Origin of the sequence: Amnibacterium kyonggiense, from assembly GCF_004364555.1 — a bacterium.
GTDB classification, from domain to species: domain Bacteria; phylum Actinomycetota; class Actinomycetes; order Actinomycetales; family Microbacteriaceae; genus Amnibacterium; species Amnibacterium kyonggiense.
This window is the reverse complement of the sequence record NZ_SOAM01000003.1, coordinates 254,037-278,694: the sequence shown is the minus strand read 5'-3', so window position 1 is coordinate 278,694 and position 24,658 is coordinate 254,037. Positions and strand designations below refer to the sequence as shown.

21 protein-coding genes are annotated in these 24,658 nt (G+C 75.5%); 8 read left to right on the top strand and 13 right to left on the bottom strand.

The window, feature by feature from the left end; translation table 11 throughout:
* The first annotated feature begins 2 nt into the window (after positions 1-2).
* Positions 3-254 carry a hypothetical protein gene (locus tag CLV52_RS14510; RefSeq protein ID WP_133767078.1) on the top strand — a complete coding sequence of 84 codons (252 nt, stop codon included), beginning with the start codon at positions 3-5 and terminating at the stop codon, positions 252-254.
* Positions 255-405: 151 nt separating this feature from the next.
* Entirely contained in the window at positions 406-2,100 is a 1,695-nt protein-coding gene (locus CLV52_RS14505; protein WP_133767077.1) for an ABC1 kinase family protein, read from the top strand.
* A gap of 85 nt (positions 2,101-2,185) precedes the next feature.
* Here the strand turns inward: CLV52_RS14505 and CLV52_RS14500 are convergent, their stop codons facing one another.
* Entirely contained in the window at positions 2,186-3,112 is a 927-nt protein-coding gene (locus CLV52_RS14500; RefSeq protein ID WP_133767076.1) for a 5'-3' exonuclease, read from the bottom strand.
* Positions 3,113-3,382: 270 nt separating this feature from the next.
* Between CLV52_RS14500 and CLV52_RS14495 the strand changes: the two genes are divergently transcribed.
* Positions 3,383-3,634 (top strand): helix-turn-helix domain-containing protein, encoded by a 252-nt coding sequence (locus CLV52_RS14495; RefSeq protein WP_133767075.1) that lies wholly within the window; start codon positions 3,383-3,385, stop codon positions 3,632-3,634.
* Here CLV52_RS14495 and CLV52_RS14490 read toward each other — a convergent pair.
* Together CLV52_RS14490 and CLV52_RS14485 are read right to left on the bottom strand one after the other, a co-directional pair.
* On the bottom strand, positions 3,565-4,017 hold the full coding sequence (locus CLV52_RS14490) for a hypothetical protein (protein WP_133767074.1): 453 nt from the start codon (positions 4,015-4,017) through the stop codon (positions 3,565-3,567). The two genes, CLV52_RS14495 and CLV52_RS14490, sit on opposite strands and share 70 nt — an antisense overlap.
* Positions 4,018-4,209: 192 nt before the next feature.
* Positions 4,210-5,562 (bottom strand): serine hydrolase domain-containing protein, encoded by a 1,353-nt coding sequence (locus CLV52_RS14485; protein ID WP_246018159.1) that lies wholly within the window; start codon positions 5,560-5,562, stop codon positions 4,210-4,212.
* 174 nt (positions 5,563-5,736) lie between these two features.
* Here CLV52_RS14485 and CLV52_RS14480 point away from each other — a divergent pair, with 174 nt between their 5' ends.
* Positions 5,737-7,755 carry a glycoside hydrolase family 31 protein gene (locus CLV52_RS14480; RefSeq protein ID WP_133767073.1) on the top strand — a complete coding sequence of 673 codons (2,019 nt, stop codon included), beginning with the start codon at positions 5,737-5,739 and terminating at the stop codon, positions 7,753-7,755.
* A gap of 100 nt (positions 7,756-7,855) precedes the next feature.
* Here the strand turns inward: CLV52_RS14480 and CLV52_RS14475 are convergent, their stop codons facing one another.
* From CLV52_RS14475 to CLV52_RS14455, 5 genes are all read right to left on the bottom strand, one after another.
* Positions 7,856-8,527: an ABC transporter ATP-binding protein gene (locus tag CLV52_RS14475; protein ID WP_246018158.1), complete on the bottom strand. Its 672-nt coding sequence runs from the start codon at positions 8,525-8,527 to the stop codon at positions 7,856-7,858.
* Positions 8,524-9,402, bottom strand: coding sequence for an ABC transporter ATP-binding protein (locus tag CLV52_RS14470; protein ID WP_133767072.1), 879 nt, complete (start codon positions 9,400-9,402; stop codon positions 8,524-8,526). Before CLV52_RS14470 ends, CLV52_RS14475 begins: the two co-directional genes overlap by 4 nt.
* Positions 9,399-12,053, bottom strand: coding sequence for an FtsX-like permease family protein (locus CLV52_RS14465; RefSeq protein WP_133767071.1), 2,655 nt, complete (start codon positions 12,051-12,053; stop codon positions 9,399-9,401). The genes CLV52_RS14470 and CLV52_RS14465 overlap by 4 nt, the downstream gene beginning before the upstream one ends.
* Positions 12,050-15,205, bottom strand: coding sequence for an FtsX-like permease family protein (locus tag CLV52_RS14460; RefSeq protein WP_133767070.1), 3,156 nt, complete (start codon positions 15,203-15,205; stop codon positions 12,050-12,052). The genes CLV52_RS14465 and CLV52_RS14460 overlap by 4 nt, the downstream gene beginning before the upstream one ends.
* A gap of 196 nt (positions 15,206-15,401) precedes the next feature.
* The gene (locus CLV52_RS14455) at positions 15,402-16,130 is read right to left on the bottom strand and encodes a creatininase family protein (RefSeq protein WP_162850865.1); all 729 of its coding nucleotides are present in this window, start codon (positions 16,128-16,130) and stop codon (positions 15,402-15,404) included.
* A 44-nt stretch (positions 16,131-16,174) separates the two neighbouring features.
* Between CLV52_RS14455 and CLV52_RS14450 the strand changes: the two genes are divergently transcribed.
* Together CLV52_RS14450 and CLV52_RS14445 are read left to right on the top strand one after the other, a co-directional pair.
* Positions 16,175-17,389, top strand: a complete 1,215-nt coding sequence (locus CLV52_RS14450) for a metal-dependent hydrolase family protein (RefSeq protein ID WP_133767068.1) — start codon at positions 16,175-16,177, stop codon at positions 17,387-17,389.
* Between the two features lie 39 nt (positions 17,390-17,428).
* A complete protein-coding gene (locus CLV52_RS14445) occupies positions 17,429-17,938 on the top strand; it encodes a VanZ family protein (protein ID WP_133767067.1) in 510 nt (169 codons plus the stop codon).
* A 19-nt stretch (positions 17,939-17,957) separates the two neighbouring features.
* Here the strand turns inward: CLV52_RS14445 and CLV52_RS14440 are convergent, their stop codons facing one another.
* A complete protein-coding gene (locus CLV52_RS14440) occupies positions 17,958-18,500 on the bottom strand; it encodes a CvpA family protein (protein ID WP_162850864.1) in 543 nt (180 codons plus the stop codon).
* A 176-nt stretch (positions 18,501-18,676) separates the two neighbouring features.
* Here CLV52_RS14440 and CLV52_RS14435 point away from each other — a divergent pair, with 176 nt between their 5' ends.
* Positions 18,677-20,071 carry a serine/threonine-protein kinase gene (locus CLV52_RS14435; RefSeq protein WP_133767065.1) on the top strand — a complete coding sequence of 465 codons (1,395 nt, stop codon included), beginning with the start codon at positions 18,677-18,679 and terminating at the stop codon, positions 20,069-20,071.
* A gap of 188 nt (positions 20,072-20,259) precedes the next feature.
* Here the strand turns inward: CLV52_RS14435 and CLV52_RS18960 are convergent, their stop codons facing one another.
* From CLV52_RS18960 to CLV52_RS14420, 3 genes are all read right to left on the bottom strand, one after another.
* A complete protein-coding gene (locus CLV52_RS18960) occupies positions 20,260-21,099 on the bottom strand; it encodes a luciferase domain-containing protein (protein ID WP_162850863.1) in 840 nt (279 codons plus the stop codon).
* A 69-nt stretch (positions 21,100-21,168) separates the two neighbouring features.
* Positions 21,169-22,080, bottom strand: a complete 912-nt coding sequence (locus CLV52_RS14425; protein WP_133767063.1) for an undecaprenyl-diphosphate phosphatase — start codon at positions 22,078-22,080, stop codon at positions 21,169-21,171.
* 117 nt (positions 22,081-22,197) lie between these two features.
* A complete protein-coding gene (locus CLV52_RS14420; RefSeq protein ID WP_246018157.1) occupies positions 22,198-22,950 on the bottom strand; it encodes a M15 family metallopeptidase in 753 nt (250 codons plus the stop codon).
* Positions 22,951-23,119: 169 nt separating this feature from the next.
* Here CLV52_RS14420 and CLV52_RS14415 point away from each other — a divergent pair, with 169 nt between their 5' ends.
* Positions 23,120-24,253, top strand: a complete 1,134-nt coding sequence (locus CLV52_RS14415; RefSeq protein ID WP_133767061.1) for a hypothetical protein — start codon at positions 23,120-23,122, stop codon at positions 24,251-24,253.
* Between the two features lie 167 nt (positions 24,254-24,420).
* On the opposite strand, the gene CLV52_RS14410 is transcribed toward CLV52_RS14415, so the two are convergent.
* Complete coding sequence (locus CLV52_RS14410) at positions 24,421-24,603, bottom strand: hypothetical protein (protein WP_133767060.1); 183 nt, start codon at positions 24,601-24,603, stop codon at positions 24,421-24,423.
* Positions 24,604-24,658 lie beyond the last annotated feature (55 nt).

Below are 24,658 nucleotides of genomic sequence, written 5' to 3'. Positions count from 1 at the left end.
TCATGAGTGGGCGATCTCTTCGGGAGCGGCTCTTCGGCGGCGCGCGGGGCCTGGACAAGAACCTCCTGCCGTTCATGGGGCCGGCGCAGGTCGGGGCGGGCCATCCGGAGGAGCCCTACCGCCTGCCCGACGACCCGCGCTGCCCGATCTGCGGCGGCCCGATGGCTCTGCACGCCCTCGATCGGAGCGCCGATCCGTCCCGCCCGACGCGGATGATCTGCCCGCCGCGTGACACCTGGGACGACGCGGCCTGAGCGCGCGCCGGTCCGCGGATCGGACCACTGCGACGGGTCCGAGCGGATCCGCCTCCGCGCGCGGGCTCCGCGGCGCACCGCACTATCGTCGGATGTCGCTCAGCCTGGAGGCGCAGTCATGACCGGTCCGTCGAACGCCGCGAGCTGATCGGTGCCGTCCACCGAGCTGCGGCGGGACGCGCCGCTCACGGGCACCGCCCGCTCGCGCTACCGGCGCATCCTCCGCTTCGCCGCGCTGAACCTCGCCGTCACCTGGTGGTTCGAGCTGCTCCTGCCCCGGATCGGCCTCCGGCGCATCGCTGCACGGACGCGGTCGCGCCGCATGCAGCGCCTCGCGCGCCGGTTCCACGACCTCGCCGTCGACCTGGGCGGCCTCATGATCAAGGTCGGCCAGTACATGTCGTCGCGCCTGGACGTCCTCCCGCCCGAGATCACGAAGGAGCTCGAGGGGTTGCAGGACGAGGTGCCGCCGGTGCCGTTCGGGCAGATCCGCGCGCTCGCTGAGGCGCAGCTGCACCTGCCGCTCGGCCGGGCGTTCGCGGCGATCGACGAGCAGCCCGTCGCGGCCGCCTCGCTCGGGCAGGCGCACCGGGCGCGGCTCGCTCCGGAGGACGCGGAGCAGACCGGCCTCGACGCCGTGATGGTGAAGGTGCAGCGGCCCGGCATCGACACGATCGTCGACGTCGACCTGGCGGCCCTCCGCAGGGTCGGCCGGTGGCTCAGCCACGTTCGGATCGTCTCGGACCGCGTCGACATGCCGCAGCTCGTCGAGGAGTTCGCGGTGACGAGCCTCGAGGAGGTCGACTACCTGCACGAGGCCGCGAGCTCCGTGCGGTTCGCGGAGGACTTCGCCGGCGACGACCGGGTCGCCGTGCCGGAGGTCGTGTGGGAGAGCTCGACCCGCAAGGTGCTGACGCTCGAGGACGTCACGGCCATCAAGATCACCGATCATGATGCGCTCGTCGCGGCCGGCATCGACCCGGCCGAGGTCGCACCCGTGTTCGCCGCCGTGATGTTCGACCAGCTGTTCGAGCACGGCTTCTTCCACGCCGACCCGCACCCCGGCAACATCTTCGTGACGCCGACGGACGGCGAGCGGGGTTGGCGGCTCACCTTCATCGACTTCGGGATGATGGGCGAGATCCCCGCCTCCACGCGCACCGGCCTGCGCAAGCTGCTCATCGCCGCCGCCTCGCGGAACGGCAAGGGCCTGGTCGACGCCATCGGCGACGTCGGCATCCTGCTGCCGACCGCGGACACGAGCGAGCTCGAGCACGCGATGACCCAGCTGTTCGCCCGCTTCGGGGGCATGGGGTTCGCGGAGCTGCGGGAGGTCGACCAGCGCGAGTTCTTCGAGTTCAGCGAGCAGTTCGGCGAGACCATCCGCGCCCTGCCGCTGCAGCTGCCGGAGCACTTCCTGCTCGTGATCCGCGCGGTCTCGCTGACCTCCGGCGTCTGCAGCGCGCTCGATCCGCAGTTCAACATCTGGGACTCCGTGGAGCCCTACGCGCAGAAGCTCATCCGCGACGAGCGCGGCAACATCGTGCAGGACCTCGCGCAGCAGGCGGTCGACGTCGCCCGGTCCACGCTCCAGCTGCCCCGCCGGCTGAACGAGCTCACGAACCGGATCGAGTCCGGCTCGGTCGTCGCCGCGAACCCGGTGCTCGAGCGCCGCGTCGCCCGCCTCGAGCGGCAGAGCGGTCGCGTCGTCTCCGCGCTCCTGTTCGCTGCGCTCCTCATCACGGGCGCCGTGCTGAGGACCGACCTCGCGACGTTCGGCACCGTGCTGATGAGCATCTCCGTGCTCCCGCTCTTGCACGCGCTGCTCTCGGGCCGGAGGCGCTGACCTCCGCTGCCCGTTCCCGGGCGCTTCGCGACGATCCGGGCGTCTTCGGGCGCCCGCCTCGTCGGATCCCGCCCGGGGGACGGGGTCAGGCGCCGAGTGCGGCGAGCGCCCGGTCCATCGAGCCGCCGAGGCCGTACCGCTCCTTGAGGGCGACGGCCGTCGCTCGTCGCTCGTCCGTCAGCCGGATCGTCGTGTCGACGTCCGGCAGGTCGAGGTCCCGGACGACGCGGACCGCGGGCAGGGCGCGGCGCGCGTACTCCTCGCCGTCTCGCAGCTTCGCGGCCTGGCCGGCAGAGAGGCCGCTGCCCATCGTGCGCGCCGCCTGGAACACGCCGTCGAGGTCGTCGAAGCGCGAGAGCAGGGAGGCCGCGGTCTTCTCGCCGATGCCCGCGACGCCCGGCAGGCCGTCGGAGGTGTCGCCGCGCAGGGTCGCGAAGTCCGGGTACTGCGCCGCGCTCACCCCGTACTTCGCGCGGAGCACCTCGTCGGTGACGACCTCCAGGTTGCTCATCCCGCGCGCCGTCGAGATGACGCGCACGTGCCGGGCGTCGTCGACGACCTGGAACAGGTCGCGGTCGCTCGTCACCACGTCGACCGGCATGGAGGCCGTCGCCGCGAGCGTGCCGATCACGTCGTCGGCCTCGTGGTCCGGCGCGCCGATCGCCGCGATGCCGAGCGCCTCGAGCACCTCCCGCACGATCGGGATCTGCGTGGTGAGCGCCTCCGGGACGACCTCGACGTCCGGATGCGTCGCGTCGCCCGCCTGCTCGACCCGGTGCGCCTTGTAGGAGGGGACGAGCTCGACGCGCCAGCGGGGGCGCCAGGCGTCGTCCCAGCACGCGGCGAGGTCGGTGGGTGCGAACTCGCCGACGAGCCGGCCGATGATGTCGAGGAGCCCGCGGACCGCGTTGATCGGCGTGCCGTCGGGCGCCTGCACCGTGTCGGGCATGCCGTGGAAGGCTCGGAAGTACAGGGCGGCGGTGTCGAGGAGCATGAGGCGCCGGTCGGTCATGGCGTCAGTGTCCTCCGTCGGCGGGCCCGGGACATCGGCGCACCCGCCGCCCGCGACTGCGGGCACGGCGGGTGCGGACCTGGGGCACGACTACTTCTTGCCCTTCTTCTTGGACTTCTTGTCCTTCTTCTTGTCCTTCTTCTTCGCCATGGTCGCCTCCCTCCGTCGTCCCCGCCCGAGTCTCGGGATGCGGAGAGCGTAGTCAACGATCTCTTGACCGGCAAGGCAACACTCGGTTGACGGAATCGGTCCGCTGAGTAGCCTCGTCCCGTGAGCGAGGGGACCGAGCGCAAGCGCTTCGAGCGCGGCGTGGAGGCGCTGCGGCAGATCCCGGACCCGCTCCGCCGGCTCGACGCGGTGCGCGCCGCGCGCGAGGAGCTGGAGTCCCTCGAGGCCGAGGCGGTCCGCAGCGCCCGGTCCGAGGGAGCGACGTGGAAGGCGATCGGCGCGCTCTACGGGCTCAGCAAGCAGGGCGCGCAGCAGCGATTCCGTGCATCGGGGGTCGTGCGCGAGGACGGCTGACCGCCGCCGGCGGCCAGCGCATCGGCGACGGCGGGGAGCCGGCCCGGGAGGGTCTCGCCCCGGAGGCCGGTCCGCGGAGCGACGGCGGTGCCGAGGCCGACCCGGCGGCCGGCCTCGCGGTGGCTGATCCGGGCGACGTGCTGGACCAGCTCGACGCCGTCGCGGGCGCCCGAGACGAAGGCCAGTCCCTCCGCGCCGAGCGCGGGGCGGGAGCGACGCTCGAGCTCGGCGGCGACGTCGATCCGGAGTCGGTCGACGAGCCGCCCGAGGTCCTCCACGAGCCGCGCATCGGCGATCAGCTCGTCCGCCGAGGACGACCAGAACCGGGGCTCGACCGACCGCAGCGCCGCGAGTGCGGCGACGAGGTCAGGGGCTCCGTCCATGCCTGCATCACACCACGGGGCACCGACAGCGCATCGGGGCAAATCAGCGCTTGAGCAGGAGGAACGAGTTCGTCGTCCGAGCGATTCGAGGGCGTTTCGACGAGCAGGTCGACCATCGTCCGGGCGTGGTTCCGGCACGGGCGCGGGGCGCCCGTGCTCAACCAGCGGAGCGGGGGCGCCCGCCCTCCGGCCTCAGTCCGCGGCGCGCTCGCTGAAGCCGAGCGGTTCGCGGGTGAAGCGGTAGGTCGCCCAGTGCAGCATCCGCACGGAGCCGTCCTCCCGCCGTCGGACGAGCAGGCGCTCGCCGCGCTCGCGACCGGAGACGGTGCGGTACTCGTCCGGCCCCAGCTCGGTGAACACCGCGGGCGGGGTCGACGGGTCGGCACCGGCGGCGACCGCCTGCAACCGGCCGCCCTGCACGCGGAACTCGAACGCGGAGCCCTCCGAGTACCAGACGCCGAGCAGCGGCAGCAGCTCGGGAGCGGGCGCCGCGCCGGGCGTCCACGGCTCGAGCGGCGGGGCGTCGTTCGTGGCGACCTCCTCGCCGAAGCCGATCGCGGTGGCGGCCGGGTCCTTCGCGCCGGTGTTGTTCATCAGCACGACGCCGGTGAGGCCGGACTCCCGGTCGGAGAACACGCCGGTGATGCCGCCCGGCGCACCGCCCGTGTGGCCGAACCACGAGCGGCCCTCCCGGCGCATGATCCCGAAGCCGAGACCCCACGCGACGTTCAGTCCGGGGTCCGGGACGGCGTGCGGCTCGAGCATCTCGCTCACCGTGTCCTTGCGGAGGATCGCTTCGTCCGGATCGAGCAGGAAGGCGTGCCAGCGCACGAGGTCCGCGACGGTGCTCGCGAGCCCGCCCGCGGCGGCGAGGATCCCGGTGAAGAGCACGTGCTCGTCGACCGGCGCGTCGGTGAACGGGGGCACGTAGTACAGCCCGGCGGCAGGCGCCTGCAGCTCGAGGGTCGTGCGGCGGAGGCCGAGCGGATCGAGGAGGCGCGCGCGGAGGCTCTCCGCCCACGACCGCCCGTCCGCGTGCGCGACGATCTCGCCGAGCACGAGGTATCCGAGGTTGCTGTAGTGCCAGGCGGTGTGCGGCTCGAGGACGCGCTCGGTCGCGTTCCAGTCCTCCACGAACCGCTCGGCGTCCGGGACCTCGAGGGTGTCCCAGAACTCGGGCGAGACCGGCTCGCGCTGCATGCCGCTCGCGTGCGCGAGCAGCTGCCGGACGGTCACGCCCGGGTGGGTGCTGCCGGGCGGGTGGTCGTCGACCGGGTCGTCCAGCCGGAGGCGGCCCTCGTCGCGCAGCTGCAGCACCATCGTCGCCGTGAAGGTCTTCGTGTTGGACGCGATGAGGAACTGCGTGTCCGGCCCGAGCGGCACGGACGGGTCCGCGAGGTCCGCGGCGCCGACGCCGGCGGTCCACAGCGGGTCGCCGCGGTGCGCGACGCCGGCGGCGAGGGCGGGCGTGCGGCTCGCGCGCTGCGCCTCCACCGCCGCCCGGTCGAGGGTCCGCCTGGTGGTCTCCATCAGCTCGTAGCGCACGGGTCGCCACGCTACGCCGGGCCGCTGGATCAGCCCGGGAGTCGGGATCGCGGGCACCGCGGGCGACCGTCGGAGGTCGGGCGTCCGATCCCACCCCTACGCTCGAACCGCTCCGGATCGCGCAGCGCGCATCACACCCGCGGCCCGCCACGACCTCCGGCCGGAAGGACACCGATGTTCACGAGCACCCCGACCTCGATCCGCTGGACCGGGGACGGCGAGGTCGTGCAGATCGACGCCTGGGGCGAGCACAGCGTGCGGGTGCGCGCGAGCGCCGCGGGCGACGTGGAGGACACGCGCTTCGCGCTGCTCGACCCGACGCCGAGCACGCCCGCCGTCGTGGTCGACGGGGACGTCGCGACCCTCGAGAACGGCCGGATCCGGGTCGTGGTCACGCAGCGCGAGGGCCTCGACTGGCAGCTCGGGTACACCGTCTCGACCTGCGACATCGCCTTCCTCGACGTGGACGGACGGCTGCTCCTCAAGGAGCTGGACGCCGGTGGAGCGCTGAAGCTGCGCGCCCGCGACCTCCGTCCGGTCCTCGGCACCGACTCCTTCCGCGCGACCGCCTCGTTCGAGTCCGACCCGGACGAGCGGCTCGTCGGCATGGGCGTCTACCAGCAGGACGCTCTCGACCTGAAGGGGCGCGTGCTCGAGCTCGCGCACCGCAACTCGCAGTCCTCCGTGCCGTTCGTGCTCTCGAGCGCCGGCTACGGCTTCCTCTGGCACGTGCCCGCGATCGGCAGGGTCGTGTTCGGCCGCAACCGCACCGAGTGGACCGCGGAGACGACCGGCCAGATCGACTACTGGATCACCGCGGCGGGCTCACCGCGTGCGATCGCGAGCGCGTACGCGGACGCGACCGGGCACGCGCCGATGATGCCGGAGTACGGGCTCGGGTTCTGGCAGTGCAAGCTGCGGTACTGGAACCAGGAGCAGCTGCTCGAGGTCGCGCGGGAGCACCGCCGCCGCGGGCTGCCGCTCGACGTGATCGTCGCGGACTTCTTCCACTGGCCGAAGATGGGCGACTACCGGTTCGACGAGGAGTTCTGGCCGGATCCGGACGCGATGATCGCGGAGCTCCACGAGCTCGGCGTCGAGCTGATGGTGTCGGTGTGGCCGCAGGTCTCGGTCGACTCGGAGAACTTCGCCGCCTTCCGCCGGGCGAACCACCTCGTCTCCGCGGACCGAGGGACGGACGTGCAGATGACGTTCGGCGGCCCCTCCATGTACCTCGACGTCACCCACCCGGGCGCGCGGGAGGCGGTCTGGGCGCTCTGCAAGCGGAACTACCACGATCGCGGCGTGCGCCTGTTCTGGCTGGACGAGGCGGAGCCGGAGTACGGCGTCTACGACTTCGACGCCTACCGGTACCACCTCGGTGCGAATGCGCGGGTCGGCAACGTCTACCCGCAGCTGTTCTCACGCGCCTTCCACGACGGGATGTCGGCGGCGGGCCAGGAGGACGTCGTCAACCTCGTGCGCACCGCCTGGGCGGGCAGCCAGCGGTACGGCGCGCTCGTGTGGTCGGGCGACATCCACTCGACCTTCGCGGACCTCCGGCGGCAGATCGCCGCTGCGATCCACGTCGGGGTCGCCGGGATCCCGTGGTTCACGACCGACATCGGCGGCTTCCACGGCGGCGACGGCTCGGACCCCGACTTCGTCGAGCTGCTGATCCGCTGGTTCCAGTTCGGCGCGTTCTCACCGGTCATGCGGCTGCACGGCGACCGGCAGCCGTCATCGCCGGTCACCGCCGCGGACGGCTCGTGGCGGGTCGCGACCGGCGCCGACAACGAGGTGTGGAGCTTCGGCGACGAGGCGACCGGGATCCTCGAGGGCCTCCTGCACCTCCGCGAGCGGCTGCGGCCCGTCACGCGCGGGCTGATGGCGGAGGCGCACGACGCCGGCCAGCCCGTGGTGCGCGGCCTCTTCCACGAGTTCCCGGAGGACCCCGCAGCGTGGACCGCGGTCGATCAGTACCTCTTCGGGCCGGACCTGCTCGTCGCGCCGGTCACCGCGCTCGGCGCGCGCGAGCGGGAGGTCCACCTGCCCGCCGGTGCGACCTGGGTCGACCTCCGCTCGGGCGAGCAGCACGAGGGCGGCCGGACCGTGACCGTGCCCGCGCCGCTCGACTCGATCCCGGTCTTCGCCCGCGACGGCGCCCTCCCGGAGCTGATCGGCGCGCTCTGACCCGCGCCCATCGGCTCACAGCGCGGCCTTGCCACTTCTGGGCCCCACGCGCGGCGTGTCGTGGCCGAGAAGTGGCAAGTCCGCGCCCCGCACGAGCGCGTCAGGCCAGGAGGCGGCCGTCCTGGAGCTCGAGGACGCGGTCCGCGCGGTCGCGCACGCTCGGGTCGTGGGTCGAGACGAGCATCGTCATCCCGGTCGAGCGGGACAGGTCGCGGAGGAGCGCGAGGATCTGCGCGCCGGTCTCCGCGTCGAGCTGCCCGGTCGGCTCGTCCGCGAGGAGGACGGCCGGCGACGCGGCCAGCGCCCGGGCGATCGCGACGCGCTGCTGCTGGCCGCCGGAGAGCTCGCCGGGGCGCTGGCGGGCGTGGTCCGCGAGGCCGACGAGCTCGAGCAGCTCCGCGACCCGGTCGCGCCGCTCGGCGACGGCGACCCGTCGGAGGCGGAGCGGCAGCTCCACGTTCTCCGCGGCCGACAGCACGGGGACGAGGCCGAAGGTCTGGAACACGAACGCCAAGACGTCCCGGCGGAGGTCGGTGCGGCCGTCGTCGTCGAGCTCGGTGAGGTCGCGGCCGTCGACGACGACCCTCCCAGCGGTCGGCCGGTCGAGGCCGCCGAGGCAGTTCAAGAGTGTCGTCTTGCCCGAGCCGGAGCGGCCGATCAGCGCGACGAACTCGCCGGCCTCCACCCGGAACGACACGTCCTGGAGCGCGTGCACGGCGCCGGACGGCGACTCGAGCGTGCGGCTGAGCCCGTCGACCTCGATCACGCTCACGGGCGCTCCTCCTCGCGGTCGTCCGCCCAGACCCCGAGGTGGTCCGGTTCGAGCTCGAGCCGCACCCGCTCGTGCAGGCCGAGCGCGCGGCGGTACGCGGCGGGGACCTGCATGCGGCCGACGCGGTCGATCAGCGCGTACTCACGACCCGCGTCGCCCGCATCGGTCCGCAGCACCTCGGTGGAGGTGCGGCCGTCGCGGATCGACACCGTGCGCCGGACCTGCGACGCGACGCCGGCGTCGTGGGTCACGATGACGACGGTCGTGCCGAGCGTCCGGTTCACGTCGCGGATCGCCGCGAACACCTCGTCGCCCGTCGCCCGGTCGAGCTCGCCGGTCGGCTCGTCGGCGAAGACGACTCGCGGTCGGTTCGCGAGAGCCGTCGCGATCGCGACCCGCTGCTGCTCGCCGCCGGAGAGCTCCGCCGGCCGCCGGTGCGCCCGGTCCGCGAGTCCCAGCGCGTCGAGCAGCTCCATCGGCCGCCCGGCGCGCTCGCCGCGCCGCACGCCGACGACCGCCATCGGCAGCTCGACGTTCTCGGCGGCCGTGAGGAAGGGCAGGAGGTTCCGCGCCGTCTGCTGCCACACGAACCCGACCGTCGTGCGCCGGTACTGCAGCCGCTGCCTCGGGGTCATCGCGAGCAGGTCCCAGTCCGCCACCCGCGCGCGGCCGGCCGTGGGGGCGTCCAGCCCGGACAGCACCCCGAGGAGCGTCGACTTGCCGGACCCCGAGGCCCCGACGATCGCCACGAGCTCGCCCTCGTCGACGAGCAGGTCGAGGCCCTGCAGCGCCTGCACCTCGACGTCCTCGGTCTGGTAGATCCGCACCAGGCTGTCGCACACGATCAGCGCTCCCGCGCCGTACTCCGCCGTCATCCTCGTCCTCCCGCTCGCAGCACCTCGTCGAACCGGTCGCGCCGCCAGGTCAGCCGCTCGATGCCCACCGTCGCGCCGAGCACGGCGAGCAGGCCGGCGAGCACGAGCGCCGCGACGCCGGCGGACAGCACGACCGGCGGGTCCGCGCGGCCGCCGGTCAGCGCGGCGAGCGACAGCACCGGATCGAACACCGCCGCGGCGAGCACGCCGACCGCCGCACCGCCGACGACGCCGCCGAGCACGAGCGGCAGGAGGTCCGCGAGCAGCAGCCACCACCCGGCCTGGCGCGGCATGCCCAGCGTCCGGAGCAGGGCGAGCGTCCGCCGCCGTTCCGGCGCACCCGCGAGCACCGCCGTCGAGAGCGCGACCGCGGCGAGGAGCGCCAGCGCGCCGGCGGCCAGCAGGGTGGCCTGCCGCGTCCCGGCGACGAGCGGCGCCGCGCGCTGCTCGGCGAGCAGGCGGGTCCGCGTCGTGACGGTCGAGCCGGACGCGCTCGCGGCAGCCAGCGCGGCGCCCGCACCGGGTCCGACGGCGAGCGTCCGCGTCGACCCCGGGTCGGCGCTGCGGCTCCGGAGGGCGGCGAGGTCCGCGACCACCGTCTGGCCGGGCGCGACACCGGGCAGGTCGGCGGGGAGGACGCCGACGGCTCGCGCGGCGACGGTGCCGGAGTCGAGTCGCAGGCGCAGCGTCCGGCCGACCATGAGCCGCGCGAGCGTCCGGTCGACCACGACGGGCAGGACGGTCGCCCCGTCGAGCCGCCGCAGGACCGGGGCGTTCGTGCCGGCCGTGCCGGGGACCGCCGCCACGACGGCGGAGAATCCCTGATCGACGGCGAGCAGCGTCGCGGTCGTGCTCGTCGTGGCCAGGTCGACGCTCGTACCGCGGATCTCCACGACCTCCGCCGCGGCCCGGACCCCGGGCTGCGCGCGCAGGCGGTCGACGTCCACCGCCGCGTTCGTCCGGGCGTCGGCGCCGATGCGCTCCCATGCAGCGGCCTCCTGCCCGGCGGCGACGGAGGCGAGCAGCATGCCGTCGTTCAGCGCGAGTCCGGTGGCGAGGCAGAGCGCCAGCACGGGCAGCGCGGCGCCGCGGCGCCCCGCCCGCGCGCTCACGAGGATCCCCGCGACGCCGCGGGACCGCCTGGCGAGCAGCGCGACCCCGCGCAGCACCGGCGGCACGAGCCGGAGGACGACCAGGGTCGTCGCGGCGGCGAGGAGCAGCGGGGCGACGAGCAGGAGCGGGTTCGGCTGCGCGCCGCCGAGGCCAGCGCCGGCGTCGAGGACGAGGAGCGCGACGACGGCGATCGCGACCAGCCCGACCTCCGACGCCGCCCGGCGGGTCCGGCGGAGGCGACGGACGCGCGTCCGGTCGCTGCGGTTCGCGGGCGCGCGCCGGACCGCACCCCGCGCCGCGAGCGCCGCGAGCGCGACGGGCGTCGCGAGCAGCGCGACCACGCCGATCACCGCCGTCTCCGGGACGCCGACGGCGCGGGTGACGAGCGCCGCGACGACCGCGGCGGCGAGGACGACGACGGCGGACTCGAGCAGGGCGGGCAGGGCGACGCCGAGCACCGAGGCGCCACGCGCGCGCTGGAGGTCGACGACCTCGCGCCGGCGCGCCGCGACGAGCCCGCCGAGCAGCACGAGGGCGACGGCGGCGGTGCCGAGCACGCCCGCGGTGAGCAGCAGGAACTGGGCGCGCGCGGACCGCGCCTCCTGCTCGGCCTGCGCGATCGCCTCGGGCAGGGAGGACGTGACCCGGAGCGCCTCCTGACCGCTCACGACGATCGGGTCCGGGTTCGCCCGCAGCGCCCGGACCTGCCGGGCGACGACGTGCGCCTCGGCGGCGGTCAGGCGCTCGGCCCGTACGCGGAGCCGGAGCACCGCAGGGAAGGGCCCGAGCGCGTCGGTCGCGCTGCCGAGCCCCGCCGCATCCGTGAGCGCGACGATCTGCAGCGGCGCGGCGGTGCCGTTCCGGTTCCGCCGCGGCTCCCACACCGGGCCGAGATCGGCCCATGCTGCCGTGCCGCCGACCCGGTCGATGATGCCGGTCACGCGGATCCGCAGCCGCTCGCCGGGAAGCAGCTCCGACGACGGCGGGAGGTCCGCGACACTGCCGACCCGCAGCGACGAGGCGTCCGCGGCCGCCTGCGAGAGCACGACGTCGACGACGCCGGGCGCTGCGGCACCAGGGAGGGCGCCGGACCGCAGGCGGATCGCCCGCGCGTCGGGGATCAGGGCGATCGACACCCCGACCGGACCGTTCTGCAGCGCCGGTCGCGCGTCGTCGGCGGTGATGCGCTGGTCGGGCCCGACGACGGCCGCGGTCGGCGGCCGCGTCGCGGCGCGGAGCGCGCCCGGCAAGCGGGACCGGAGGTCGTCCGCGCGGGCGTCGACCTGCTCCGGCGCGACGAGGAACCGACCGGTGCCGCGCGCCGCGTTCCCGACCCCCGTCCGCACGACGACGTCCGTGCTCGAGCCGGCGGCGAGGGCGTGCCGGGTCGCGGCGTCGAGCTCGGCGGTGAGGAGCTGCGGACCCGCCGACGCGCAGAGCAGCGCGACGAGCGCGAGCAGCGCGAACGCGACCAGCACGGGGGCGTCGCGCCGGACGAGGCGCCCCTGGAGCCGCAGGAGGAACCGGAGGTTCGTCATGCGTCGCCCTCCCGCAGGATCCCGGCGGGGTCGAGACCGCGGGAGGTGCGGACGATCAGCAGCGCCCCGACTCCGGCGACGACGACGAGGCCGACCGCGAGCACGAGGAGCTCGACCGTCGGCAGGACGACGACGGGTGACGGCACCGGCCTCCCGCCGTCCTGGCCGACGACGAGACGCGGTGCGGCGAGGGCGCCGAGCCCGATCCCGAGCACGACGCCGACGAGCGCCCCGAGCGCCGCGCGCGCAGTCGCCTCGACCGCGAGCAGGCGCTCGAGCACGCCGCGGCGCAGGCCGATCGCCCGCAGCTGCGCCGCCTCCCGCCGCCGCGCCCCGAGCGTGGCGGCGACGTCCACGCCGAACCCCAGCAGCCCGAGCGCCGCAGCCGCCACGAGCAGCAGGTGGAGGGTCTGCGTCGTCGCGAGCCGCAGCGGACCCGTCGACAGCCGCTCGGCGAGGGCGACGGCGCCGTCCGCGCCGCGGCCGCCGCTGCTGCGGTGAGCGGCCAGGTAGGCGTCGGCCCGGTCGGGCGCCACGTCGACCCACCACTGATCGGCGAGCGGCTGCGCATCGCCGGACTGGACGAGGAACCGGGTGAGCGCGAGCTGGTCGACGACCACGACGTCTGCCGCGGGCGCGCTCGCCGGGCCCGCACCGCTGCCGGGCACGCGGGTGGTCACGGCGGTGAGCTCGCACGGCACGGTGGTCCCGCCGACCACGATGGCGTAGAGGCCGCCCTGCTCCGCCTGCACCTCGTCCACGAGTCCGCGGGTCCACACGCTCCGCACTCCGGTCACCGGTGCCCAGCCGAGGACGGTGGCCGACACGGGGTTCTCGCGGAGGTCCTCCTCGATCGGGATCTGCAGGCGTCGCCGGAGGTCGCCCGTGGCGCCCGAGGTCGTCCATCCCGCCGGGAGCGCCACCGCCGCGTCACCCGACTCGACGCGGAGCACGCGGAGCGGCAGCAGCCCCGCCTCGTTGCCGCGGTACCGGGTGGGGTCCGCGACGAGCACGTCGAGCTGGAACCCGACGAGGCGGAGCCCGCTCGCAGGGAGGCGGGCGCCGACGCCGTGCGGCGCCCCGTCGACGGGTGCCGAGCCGAGGGCGATCGTCGTGAGCAGGTCGCCCCCGCCCTCGAGGACCGCGCGCACCGCGACCTCCGCGCCGGCGATCGGTGTCGACGCGTCGCCGACGCGGACGACCGCGCGCAGCGTCAACCCGGCCCCCGACAGGGCGACGCCGACGGCGGGGGAGCGGTCGGCGCGCAGCCGCTCGACCGCGGCGCCGCCTTCCCCGGCGCGCGGGCCGCGCTCGAGCATCGCGCGGGCCGTCGGGGTGAGCCCGAGCACGGTCGCGCTGCTCAGCGCGGCCGTCGAGTCCTGCGTGCCCGCGCCGCGCTGCCCGACGTCCGCCGGGCGGCGGAGGGACGGCTGCGGCGTCCCTGCAGCGCCGCGGGCCAGCAGCGCCGCCTGCGCTGCGGAAGCGCCGGACGCGGGGACGCGGACGGGTGCACCGACAGCGAGCGCGGCCTGGTCGCGCTGTGACTGCAGCCACGTCGCCTCGCCGATGGCGCCGAACGCGCCCGTGGCGACGGCGAGCACGACGAGCAGCACGGCGGCGACCGCTCGGGAGGAGCGCCGGCTGACCTCCCACCCGACGAGGCCGCCGACCGCGCCGCGCGACCGGGCCGCGGCGACCTCCCCGACACGGCCGACGACGGGGACGAGGCGGACGGCGACGAGCGCCCCGGCGAGCACGAGCGCGGCCGGCGCCGCGACGAGCACCGGGTCGATGCCGGCGGTCGGGTCGACCCGCCGGACGACGAGCTGCCAGCCGAGCACTGCGGCGAGCGCGACGAGCACGAGGTCGCCGCCCGCGCGCATGAGCCCGGTCGTGCGCGCCTGGCGGCCCGTCGCCCGCTCCTCGTTCCGGAGCCGGGGGAGCAGCCGCACGGCGACGATGACGAGCGCCACCGCGACGCCCGCCGCCCACGAGCCGGCCGCCGGCGGGGTCGGCGCGCCCCGGACGACGGAGGCGACGACCGCGCCGAGCGGCACCCCGAGCGCGACGTCGACGACCGCGGTGCCGACGGCCTCCCACGTCGCGAGCCCGACGAGCTGCGACCGCGTCGCACCGCGCGCGACGAGCAGCTCGCGCTCGGCGTCGCGCGCCGCGTCGAGCAGCAGGGCCGCCTGGAGCAGCACGGCGACGGCGAGGACGACCAGCAGGAGCCCGGCGACCGCCGCGACCGACCGGGTGATGAGCACCTGCGCGAGCACCCCGTCGACGGCCTGGCTGATCCGGGTGCGCGCGGTGACGTTCTCTGCGGCGCTCCCGGCGTCGACGGCGACGATCTGATCGATCGAGCCGAGGCGGCCCGCGAGCGCCTCCGAACCGGCGACCGTCGTCGCGGTGAAGCTCGGCACGGAGGTCGTCGTGACGCGGCTCGGCGTGACGCCGAGGCGGTCGATCGTGCCGGCGGGGACCAGCACCGGGCCGACGACGTCGATCAGGGCGCCGTACGGCTTCGCGGGGTCGACGTGCTGCGGGTCCTCGCCGGCGCCGCTCAGGAGGTCGGCGGACCAGGTCTCGCCGCCGCGGTCGACCGCGTCGTAGAACGCGGCCACGCGGGTCCGGACCGCGGTGCCGTCCACCTCGAGCGGCAGCGTCGAGCCCACAGCGACGCCGAGCGACGACGCCGCGCTCCGCGGCACCGCGACCGCGACGACCCCGGCCGCCGTGGACGTCGACGGCCAGGCGCCGGAGGCGACGCGGATCGTCCCGACGGGCACCTCGCCGAGGTACGGCCGGGCGGTCCCGCGCGGGCCGGCCCCCTCGCCGAGCACGGAGGTCGCGGACACCACCGCGGGGGAGGGGTGCGCCGCGTCCCCGAGCAGCCGGTCGACCGCCCGGCCCGCGGCGTCGACGGAGCGCGCGACGGTGCCGGTCGGGCGATCCGCGACGATCGTGATCCCGGTGCCGGACGCGCCGGCGAGCGCCTCCCGCACCCCGCCCTGCTCGGTGGCGGCGAGGAGCGCGGGGAAGGCGGAGGCCAGGGCCACCGCGACGACCTGCACGACGAGCACGAGGGCGACGAGCCGGGCGTGCCGTCGCGCACCCCGCTGCGCGACGACCAGTGACCACGGCGGCATCCTTCGGCGATCCTATGGGGCGGCCGAGATGCCCGCCCGGCCGCGCGGCCGCCCGACAGCCGACGCCGCACCCCCTTCTCCGGTCCACCGCCGCGCAGCAGCGCGGACTTGCCACTTCTCGGCCCCGCGGTCGGCGTGTCGTGGCCGACAAGTGGCAAGTCCGCGCCGGTGCGGCCGCCTGGGCGCGGACGCCGCATCAGTCGCGGGGGAGGGCGTCCTCCAGGAGGGCGAGCGACGCCGCGACGGTCGCCGCGATGATTCGCTCGCCCTTCTCCGCGGTGGCGCTCGACGGGTCGCCGAAGACGCCGCTCGCCGAGAACGGGTGCAGCTGCATCGGCCGGGTGCCGAAGTCGGAGGGGAACGTCGGGTAGGTCGCCTCGTAGCGGTCCGGGTGGACGTCCTCCGGGGCGATCGCGAGCATGATCGACGTCTCGACCTCCTCGGCGTGGTTCAGTCCGGGCGCGGCCGGCGCGCTCTCGCGCACCGCGGCGATCGCGGCGTCCATGCCGGGGTGGTCGAGGGTGAGCGCGCGCAGCGCGCCCTCCGTCTCGAGCGTCCGCATCGCCGCCGCGAGCGGGTTCCGGTTGCCCCAGTCCCCGTTCACGACGACGAGCAGGCGGGCGCCGGAGGCCGCGATCGCGCGCCCGACGTCCTCCGCGATCGCCGTCACCGTCGATGGCCGGAGCGAGACCGTGCCCGGGTAGCCGGCGGTGTTCCAGGTGTCGCCGTAGTGCACGGGCGGCAGCAGCACGGCGTCGAGGGCCTCCGCGATCCGGCGCGCGACCTCTGCCGCCGTCGCGGTGTCGGTGCCGAGCGGCAGCTGCGGTCCGTGCTGCTCCAGGGCGCCGAACGGCAGCACCGCGACGGGCACGCGCTCGAGGTGGGCGGCGACGTCGGTCCAGGAGGAGCGGTAGGCGTCCAGCACCCTCGTCACGATATCGACCCCGGCGAAGCGGGAAGGATGGGCGCATGAGCGAGCAGACGACCCTGCGGAACGTCCGGCTGTGGGACGGGACGGAGGACCGCGGCCCGGTCGACCTGACCTTCGCGCCCGAGGGCCAGGACGGCGTCGTCGTCGCGATCGCACCGGCCGCGGACCCGTCGGCGACCGAGGAGCTGGCCGTGATCCCGGGGCTGATCGACACGCACGTCCACCTCGTCGGCGACGCCGCGGGCGGCTCGGCCGGGTTCCTCACCTGGCCGCTCGTGACCCGGCCGGAGGAGCGCGTCCTCCACGGTCTCGCCCACGCGCAGCGGGCGCTCGCCGCGGGTGTCACCACGGTGCGCGACCTCTCCGCGGACGACATCCAGTTCTCGCTCCGGCGTGGACTCGACGCCGGGGTCGTGACCGGGCCGCGCGTGCTGGCGCACGGCATGGTGAGCATGACCGGTGGCCACGGCGACCTGTTCACGCCGGCGGCCGTCGCCGCTCGCCCGCCGGTTGCGGACGGGCCGGACGCCTGCCGCGCGCTCGTCCGGCACTGGGCGCGCGCCGGTGCCGACGGCATCAAGATCGCGACGAGCGGCGGCGTGCTCTCGGTCGGCGACAAGGCCGCCTGGCGCAACCACACGCCGGAGGAGATCGCCGCGATCGTCGACGAGGCGCACGCGCTCGCCATGCCGGTCGCCGCGCACGCCCACACGGCGGCGGGCATCGACGTGGCGCTCGACCACGGCGTCGACTCGATCGAGCACGCCACCCTGCTCGAGGAGCCGCAGGCCCGTCGCATCGTCGACGCGGGGCTCACGGTCGCACCGACGCTCCTGATCAACGACCGGATCGCGGCCGGGATCGGCGCGAACGCGGAGCAGGCCGAGAAGGCCGCCGAGCTCGTCGAGCGCCGCGACGCGCTCCTCCGCGCCGCCGCCGACCTCGGCGTCGACTTCGTGCTCGGCACCGATGCGAACGGCTTCCACGTGCGGTTCGGCGAGCAGATGGACGAGGTCCGCGCGATGGCGCGGACGTTCGGCTGGTCGGCGCAGCGCGCGCTCGAGGCGGCGACGTCGCGGGCCGCGCGGGCGATCCGCCGCGACGACCTCGGCCGGATCGCGGAGGGCGGCCCGGCGGACCTGCTCGTCGTCCGCGGGCGCCCATGGGAGCGGATCGAGGACCTCCGGCCCTCCGCGATCGTCGCCGTCGTGGCGCGCGGCCGGACGGCGCACGGCGCGCTCGGCGAGCGCTAGGCCCTCGGAAGGCCGACCGCCGACTCGATATCCTCCGCTGTGCTCTCCACGATGCTCGTCAGCGCGCGCTGGCTGCCGATCATCGCGCTCGTCGGCTTCGCCGTCGTCGGCCCGCTGGTCGGCGCCCGGCTGGTCCACCGTCGCCGGATCACGATCGTGCTCCTCGCGGCCTCGGTGTGCACGGTGCTCGGTCTCACCCTCGTCCCCGACGGCGATCCGTCGACCGCCGTCGCCTGCGCGGTCGGCCTGCCGTACCTGAGCCTGACCTCGGTGGAGTCGCTCTCGAACGTGCTGCTGCTCGCCCCGACCGCGTTGCTCGCCGGGGTGCTGCTGCGGCGGCCTGTCGCCGGCGCCGCGGGCGCGATCGCCGTGTCCGCGATCGTCGAAGCGACCCAGGCCCTCGTGCCGGCGATCGGGCGCGCCTGCGACACGAGCGACCTGCTGACGAACGCGCTCGGCGCGCTGGTCGGCGGCGTGCTGGCCTTCGTCGCGCTCGCTCTCGCGCGCCGGCGCACCGCGGGGGCGGCTTCGCGCGTGAGCACGAGCTGACCGCCGGCCGCCCCGGGTCTCAGCGCATCTCGAGGGACGGGAGCAGCGCGCCGCCGGTGACCTGCACCCCGGCCGCGACGACGCCGGCCTCCAGGCCGTGCATCGCCTGCGCGAGCGGGGCGGGCGTGAGCGCCGCGATCCGCTCGCTGAGGGCCGAGCCGGAGATCGCCTCCGCGACCTCCGGGGTGCCGAGGGTCAGGGCGAGCGACGCGATCACCGACACCGCGAGCGCGCCCGCGACCAGCTGCAGGCCCGCGCCGAGCACGCGGTCGAGCGGACCGAGCGGGGAGCGGCGGATCGGGCGCCCGATCAGCGACCCGAGCCGGACGCCGATGCTCACGCCGGCGAGCAGCAGCACCACGGCGATCACGAGGGTCAGCACGATCCGCACCGTCCCGTCCGGCACCAGCGCGCCGACGGGCGGCGCGACGAACGCGGCGGCCACCCCGCCGGCGACCAGCCCGGCGATGGAGCCCGCGCTCCCGAGGAAGCCGCGCCGGAAGCCCTGCACCAGGCAGCCCACCAGCACCAGCACGATCACGATGTCGACCACCACGGACACGATGCGCCGTCCTCTCCTCGTCGGACCGAGGACGTTACGGACGATGCCCGCGCGCCGACGTCCGCGGGCCGCGTTCTTCAGCTTCGGCTCAGCGCCGCTGCCCGGTTCCTGAAGCGGAGCGGAGGATTCGGGGCCCGGTTGACGCTCGGCAGCGCCGCCCGCCTACCGTGCCCCGCATGCGATCGAAGCTGCTCGGCGGCCGCTACCGGCTCGGACCCGTGATCGGCACCGGCGGGACCGGTACGGTGCACCGCGCCCGCGACGAGCGCCTGGGGCGCGACGTCGCGGTGAAGGTGCTGCGAGCGGACGCGGCCGCTGCGGACTGCGAGCGCCTCCGTCGGGAGGTCGAGTACCTCCGCGCGGTCCAGCACCCGAACCTCGTGGCGGTCCTCGACGGCGGCGCGGACGCGGACGACGGGCCGCGCGGGCGGCGCGGCGTCGCGTGGTTCGCGATGGAGCTGGTCGCCGGTCCGGACCTCGGGACGCTCCTCCGCGAGCGCGGCCCCGTCGACGGTGCCGGGGTGCGACGGCTGCTCGCCGGCGTGCTCGGCGCGCTCGCGGCGATGCACGAGGCGGGCCTCGTCCACCGCGACGTCACGCCGTCGAACATCCTCCTCACCGCGCCGCCCTTCGCCCGGTGGGAGGCGAAGCTCACCGACCTGGGCATCGCTCGCCGGGCGCGCTCCGCACCGCTCACGGACGTCGGCCGGGTCGTCGGCACCGCCGCGTATCTGAGCCCGGAGCAGGTGGTCGGCGGCGACGTCGGCCCGGCGACCGACGTGTACGCCCTCGCGCTCGTCGCGGTGGAGGCGCTGACCGGCGTCGCTCCGTTCCCCGGCAGCCCGATCGAGTCCGCGACGAGCCGAGTGCTGCGTCCTCCCACGCTGCCTGCGGAGCTGGCGCCGGCCTGGCGCGACCTGCTCGTCGCCGCCACCTCGATGGAGCCCGCGGAGCGTCCCGATGCGATCGCGTTCCTCGCTGCGGTCCTCGAGCTGCCGGAGGACGCCGGCGTCCGACCCGCGCCGAGGACGGTGCAGCCGGGCTCGATACGGGCCCCGGGGGACGTCGCGGGCGGCGATGTCGAGCGGACGACGGCGACGGACACCGTGCCGCAGCGCGCGACGGCCGTCCTCCCGGCCGTGCAGCGGTCCACGGGGGTGCTCCCGGCGTCGTCGCGGACGGCGGAACTCGCGGTGCCGCTGCAGCCGCGTCGGCGCAGCCTGGTCGCGGTGCTGGTCGTCGCCTCCGCCGTGGTCCTCGGAGGAGGCGCGACGATCGGGACGGCGGCGCTCATCGGGTCGCACCTCCTGGCGCACGCCGACGCCGCGGGCCGTCCCGCGGTCGTGACGCTCCGACCCTCTTCCCCGGCGCCGAGCGCGTCCGCGACCACCCCGGAGGACTCCGCGGCGGCGGATACGGCGCCGTCGAGCGCGGACGTCGCGGCCGCGCCACCGGACCCGCAGTCCCGTCCCGCGGACGGCGCCGTCGCCGCCGGACCGCCGCGCCCGTCGGCGCCGGAGGCCGGTGGCGCCGCGCCCGCGCCCGGCGGCGTCGGCCCGGTCGCTCCCTGACCCTGCCGGAGGCGCCGATCAGGCTGGAACTCCGGCGGCTCGAAGCCGGCGCCGGAGGAAGACCTCAAGCAGGCCCCGAGTGTCCGCGTTCCCGGGCGCTTCGCGACGAAACGGGCGTCCCAGGACGCCCGTGCTGTCGCATTCCGCCCGCATCCGCCGACGGAGCGGGCCGAGCGAGTCGGTCGCGCTCACGCTCCGCGCGCGAACTCGATGCTCTCGCGCACGATCGCGAGCACGACGCCCAGCTCCGCGTCCGTGCGCGGCCCGTAGACCATGAACTCGGTGCCGAAGTCCTCGTACTGGTGCGGCTCGGCCCAGCCGAGGTCGACGAGCGCCCGCCCGCGTTCGGCGGGCAGGCAGAGGTGGACGCTCGTGTCGTCGACGCCGTGCAGGTGGACGGGCTCGAGCCGCCGGCCCGGCGCGAGCGAGGTCTCGGGGGAGCGCTCCACCTCCCGGTCGGTCAGGAACACCGCTCGGGAGGAGATCGGCGAGACCTGGCTCCGGCCCTCCTCGACGTCCGGCAGCGCGAACACGGCCGCGACCAGCCGGCCCCAGAGCGCGGGCGATGCGCGTTGATCGAGCTGCCGGTGCGGCCCCTCCGTGGAGGTCGTCGGCCGGGCCCCGGGGCGGCGCCCAGCCGGGTCGACGCCCGGCGCCGCACGGAGCGCGACGAGGTCGCGGTACACCTGCGGCAGCGGGAGGCCCTCGAGGTCCGCGATCGCGTGCCACTGCAGGGCCTCGTGCTCGGAGGACACGACGAGCTCCCGGTCCTCAGCGATCGCGCACGCGTACGCCGCGATCAGGACGGACCGGCCGGGGAGGACCTCGAGCAGCCGGACGCCGAGCGGCGCCGTCACCGCGACCCGCAGCCCGGTCTCCTCGGCGACCTCGCGGACGACCGCGTCCGCCGGCTCCTCCTCGGCTTCGACTCGGCCTCCCGGCAGCTCCCACTCGCCGCGATCGTTGCGCCCGAGGAGCACGGCGCCGTCGCGCACGATCACGGCCTTCGCGGACACGGGCCACAGCACGTCGTCCATCGTGCAGCACGCCGCGGCGCAGCGGCTTGCCGCAGCGCGCTCGGCCTGCCGACGTGCGGCTCAGCCGTGCAGGAGGACGAGCGCGCCGATGCCGGCGACGATGCAGTAGACGCCGAAGGGCCAGACGCTGCGCCTGGCGAAGTACCGGTCGAGGAACGAGACCGCGAGGAGCGCGGCGACGAAGGCGACGATCGCTCCGACACCGGTCGGGCCGAGCACCGGTCGCTCGGCGGGCGTGAGCAGGGTGGGGATCTCCAGCACCCCGGCGGCGAGGATCGCGGGCGTCGCGAGGAGGAAGGCGAAGCGGGCGGCACTGCGGTTCGGCAGCCCCGCGAGCCGACCGGCGATGATCGTCGATCCCGACCGGCTGATGCCGGGGAACAGCGCCGCGATCTGGGCCGCACCGACGGCGACGGCGCGCAGCGGGGTGAGCCGCGCGATGTGCTGGTCGGACACCACCGACTCGACTCCGCCGCCGTGCGGAGGCGTCTCCTCCGGCCCGTGGCGCCCGCGCCCGGTCCGCGTGACGAGGTGGACGGCGATGAGGAGGAAGCCGTTGACGACGAGGAAGGCGGCCGTGGGGGTCGGTGAGCCGAGTGCGGCGCGGAGGAGGTGGTCGAACGCGAGCCCGACGATCGCGACCGGGATCGTGGCGAGGATCAGCAGCCAGACGAGTCGCGCCTCGAGGGTGCGGATCCGCCGCGTGCGGATCGAGTCGACGAAGCCACGGAGGAGCGCGAGCCAGTCCCGCCGGTAGTAGACGATCAGCGCCAGCGCCGTCGCGACGTGGAGCGCCACGATGAACGCGAGATACGGGGAGTGCGGCGCGGTCACGTCGAGGTCGCGGGCCCACGCGCCGCCGATCACGGCAGGCAGGAGGATGGCGTGGCCGAGGCTGGACACGGGGAACAGCTCCGAGATCCCCTGGACGGCGCCGAGCACGACGGCTTCGAGGTAGGTGATGTGGGGCATGCGTCAGCGCGCCTTTCTGCGAGGGGCGGATGCGGCGTCGAGGACGGTAGGGAGCGGCGCGCAAGGAACGACCAAGGCGAGCGCGAGGCGCCGGGGCCGGGGCCGCGATGAGCGGCGCTAGGCGTAGTCGGGCGCGGCGGGGAGGTGGAAGAACTCCTCGAGCGTGCTGATGCCGGTGCGGTGCAGCTCGACCGCGAGGGGCACGCCGAGGTAGCGGAAGTGCCAGGGCTCGTACTGGTAGCCCGTGATGGCGACCTCGTCGCTCGGGTAGCGCAGCAGGAAGCCGTACCGCCAGGCGTGCTCCGCCAGCCACTTCCCCTCCGGCATCTCGCCCATGCAGGTCGCGAGGGAGCAGCGGCCGCTCGCGGCACCGATGTCGATGGCGAGCCCCGTCTGGTGCTCGCTGCAGCCCGGATGGGCCGTGAGGTGATCCGCGGTCGCCCGGCCGAGCTGCCGGAGGTTGCGGTCGTAGATCGACTGCTGCTCCGCGTAGCCGCGGTAGGTGCTGTTCGAGGCCAGCTCGATGCCGTCGCGCCGGGCCGCGGCGAAGAGCGCGACGACCGCGGCGCCGGCCTCTCGTCGGAGCAGCGGCGGGTTCGTGTGCGCGACGGCCACGGAGATCACCGCGGGGACGTAGCCGCCCCCGAGCGGCCGGCGCTTGTTCACGACGAGCCAGATGCTGTCCGGCGCGTCGACGGAGTGGGCGGTCCGGTCGAACGGGGCGGGGGAGGGCGTCCGGCTGGGCGCCGGCTCGGCCGCCTGCTGCCCGGCGGTCGATCGGCCCGGCGCCGAGGCCGTGCAGCCCGAGAGGGTCAGGAGGCCGGCGCCCGCCAGCAGGAGCGCGCCGCGCCGACTGGAGGTGATGCTCACGTCGCGACCGTATGCGGGAGGCGCGGCATCGACGGGCGGCGCGGAGCACTCGCGGAGCGCCGTCCACGTTGTCTCCATGCCCCGTGCGCTCGCCCTGCACGTGGTCGACGGGAGTGCTGACCGGTCGTGGACCTTGAGACGGAGCGCTCACCCCTGCACACTCCCGGACGTGCGACGTGCGGGGCGGTGGGGGAGCGCTGTCGGGCTCGGTGCCGCCCTGCTCGCGCTCGTCGGCTGTGCGAGCGCGCCCATGCCGTCGGATCGGGCCATCGCGCCGACGGTCACCGTGCACGGCCGCGTGATCCCGTACGACGACCTCGAGAGCTGGACGCAGGCGTCGGTCCCGAGCCGGGACGCGACCCGGCTCTCCGTCTTCGCGATCGGTTCCGACACCGGTGGGAGTCCCTGCGGGTCGCCGGTCGTCCGGGTGCTCGCGGAGGAGTCCGCGACGACGGTGCGGATCTCCGTCGCGGCCTACCAGGAGCCGCGTGGTGCCGATCTGGCGTGCACCGCGATCGGGCACGCCCCCGTGCCGCAGCCCGTCGTCCTCCGCGCCCCGATCGGTGATCGTCGCATCGTCGACGCGAGCACGGGGAAGGCCCGCGCATTGCTCGTCGCGTCCGACCACCCGCAGCTCGTCGCGCCCGCGGGATTCGTCGCGCAGCCCTTCGGCGGGATCGCGGGCCAGCCGACCGTGACGCAGACCTGGCGGGCGGAGGACGGCCGGGCGCTCGCGCTTCGGACGACGACCCCGGCCGCTGTCCGCGAGGACGCGGCGTACGGCCGGATCGTCCGCCGGTCCACCATCGATGGCGCACCGGCGACCGTGTACAGCACGGGCGGTGGCTCCGCGCGCTGGCAGGTGCAGTGGACGCCGAACGGGCGGCAGACGATCACGCTCCTGGCGGACGACTCGCTGCGCCAGCACTGGACCGCGGACGCCGTGGAGGCGCTGGCGCGCGCGGTCACGAACTACCGGACGGAGGGGACCGGTCGCCTCCCGCTGCCCGAGACGCCCGGCATGACGGTGGCCAGCTGGAGCAGCGCGGACGGACCCGTCCGGCACGCGCCGAACCTGTGGAAGAGCAGCGGCATCTGGGTCGGCGTGCGGTGCGAGGGCGTGGGCACGGTCACGGTGTCGCTACGGAACACGAGTCGCACGTTCTTCTGCACGGAGCGCGCGACCGACCACCTCGAACGCAGCGACGGCGCTCCCGACGAGACCTTCTTCGTCGACGTGCGCGCGACGAAGGGCGTCCGGTGGACGGTGGCGCTCGCACGCGCCTCCCTCGACGGCTCCTGACGTCCTCCTGCACCGAGCGCGCCGCCCCGACCGCCTTCGGGCTCGCGCTTCGGCAGGCCGTTCTCCCTCCAGCAGGCCGGAGGCCGTCACCGCAGCCTGCTGGACTGCGCCGGGCCTGCCGAAGTGCTCTCGGCGGCCGACTCGCCCATGGCTGAAGCGGACCGTGATCAGGGGCTCTCGGTCCCCTCCGGGGCCAGCGTGCCGGCGGCCTGCAGCGGGTGGACGGCCTCGTTGTGCTCGTCGAGGCGGACGCCGGCTCCGGTCAGGTCCTCGCCCCAGTCCTCCTCGATGCCGCACTCGACGTCCACGACGAAGACGTGGCCCGGGTCTCTGCGCAGTTCTGCTGCCATGGACGGCTGCTCCTTCGTCGGAGGTGGATGAGTGCACGCTAGCCCCGGATCGCCA

Bases quoted from the DNA above. Each gene is read 5' to 3' on its own strand.
- CLV52_RS14510 (WP_133767078.1), top strand. From the start codon at position 3: ATGAGTGGGCGATCTCTTCGGGAGCGGCTCTTCGGCGGCGCGCGGGGC.
- CLV52_RS14490 (WP_133767074.1), bottom strand. From the start codon at position 4,017: ATGGACGGAGCCCCTGACCTCGTCGCCGCACTCGCGGCGCTGCGGTCG.
- CLV52_RS14450 (WP_133767068.1), top strand. From the start codon at position 16,175: ATGAGCGAGCAGACGACCCTGCGGAACGTCCGGCTGTGGGACGGGACG.
- CLV52_RS14425 (WP_133767063.1), bottom strand. From the start codon at position 22,080: ATGCCCCACATCACCTACCTCGAAGCCGTCGTGCTCGGCGCCGTCCAG.
- CLV52_RS14460 (WP_133767070.1), bottom strand. From the start codon at position 15,205: ATGCCGCCGTGGTCACTGGTCGTCGCGCAGCGGGGTGCGCGACGGCAC.
- CLV52_RS14410 (WP_133767060.1), bottom strand. From the start codon at position 24,603: ATGGCAGCAGAACTGCGCAGAGACCCGGGCCACGTCTTCGTCGTGGAC.
- CLV52_RS14480 (WP_133767073.1), top strand. From the start codon at position 5,737: ATGTTCACGAGCACCCCGACCTCGATCCGCTGGACCGGGGACGGCGAG.
- CLV52_RS14465 (WP_133767071.1), bottom strand. From the start codon at position 12,053: ATGACGAACCTCCGGTTCCTCCTGCGGCTCCAGGGGCGCCTCGTCCGG.
- CLV52_RS14470 (WP_133767072.1), bottom strand. From the start codon at position 9,402: ATGACGGCGGAGTACGGCGCGGGAGCGCTGATCGTGTGCGACAGCCTG.
- CLV52_RS14435 (WP_133767065.1), top strand. From the start codon at position 18,677: ATGCGATCGAAGCTGCTCGGCGGCCGCTACCGGCTCGGACCCGTGATC.
- CLV52_RS14500 (WP_133767076.1), bottom strand. From the start codon at position 3,112: ATGACCGACCGGCGCCTCATGCTCCTCGACACCGCCGCCCTGTACTTC.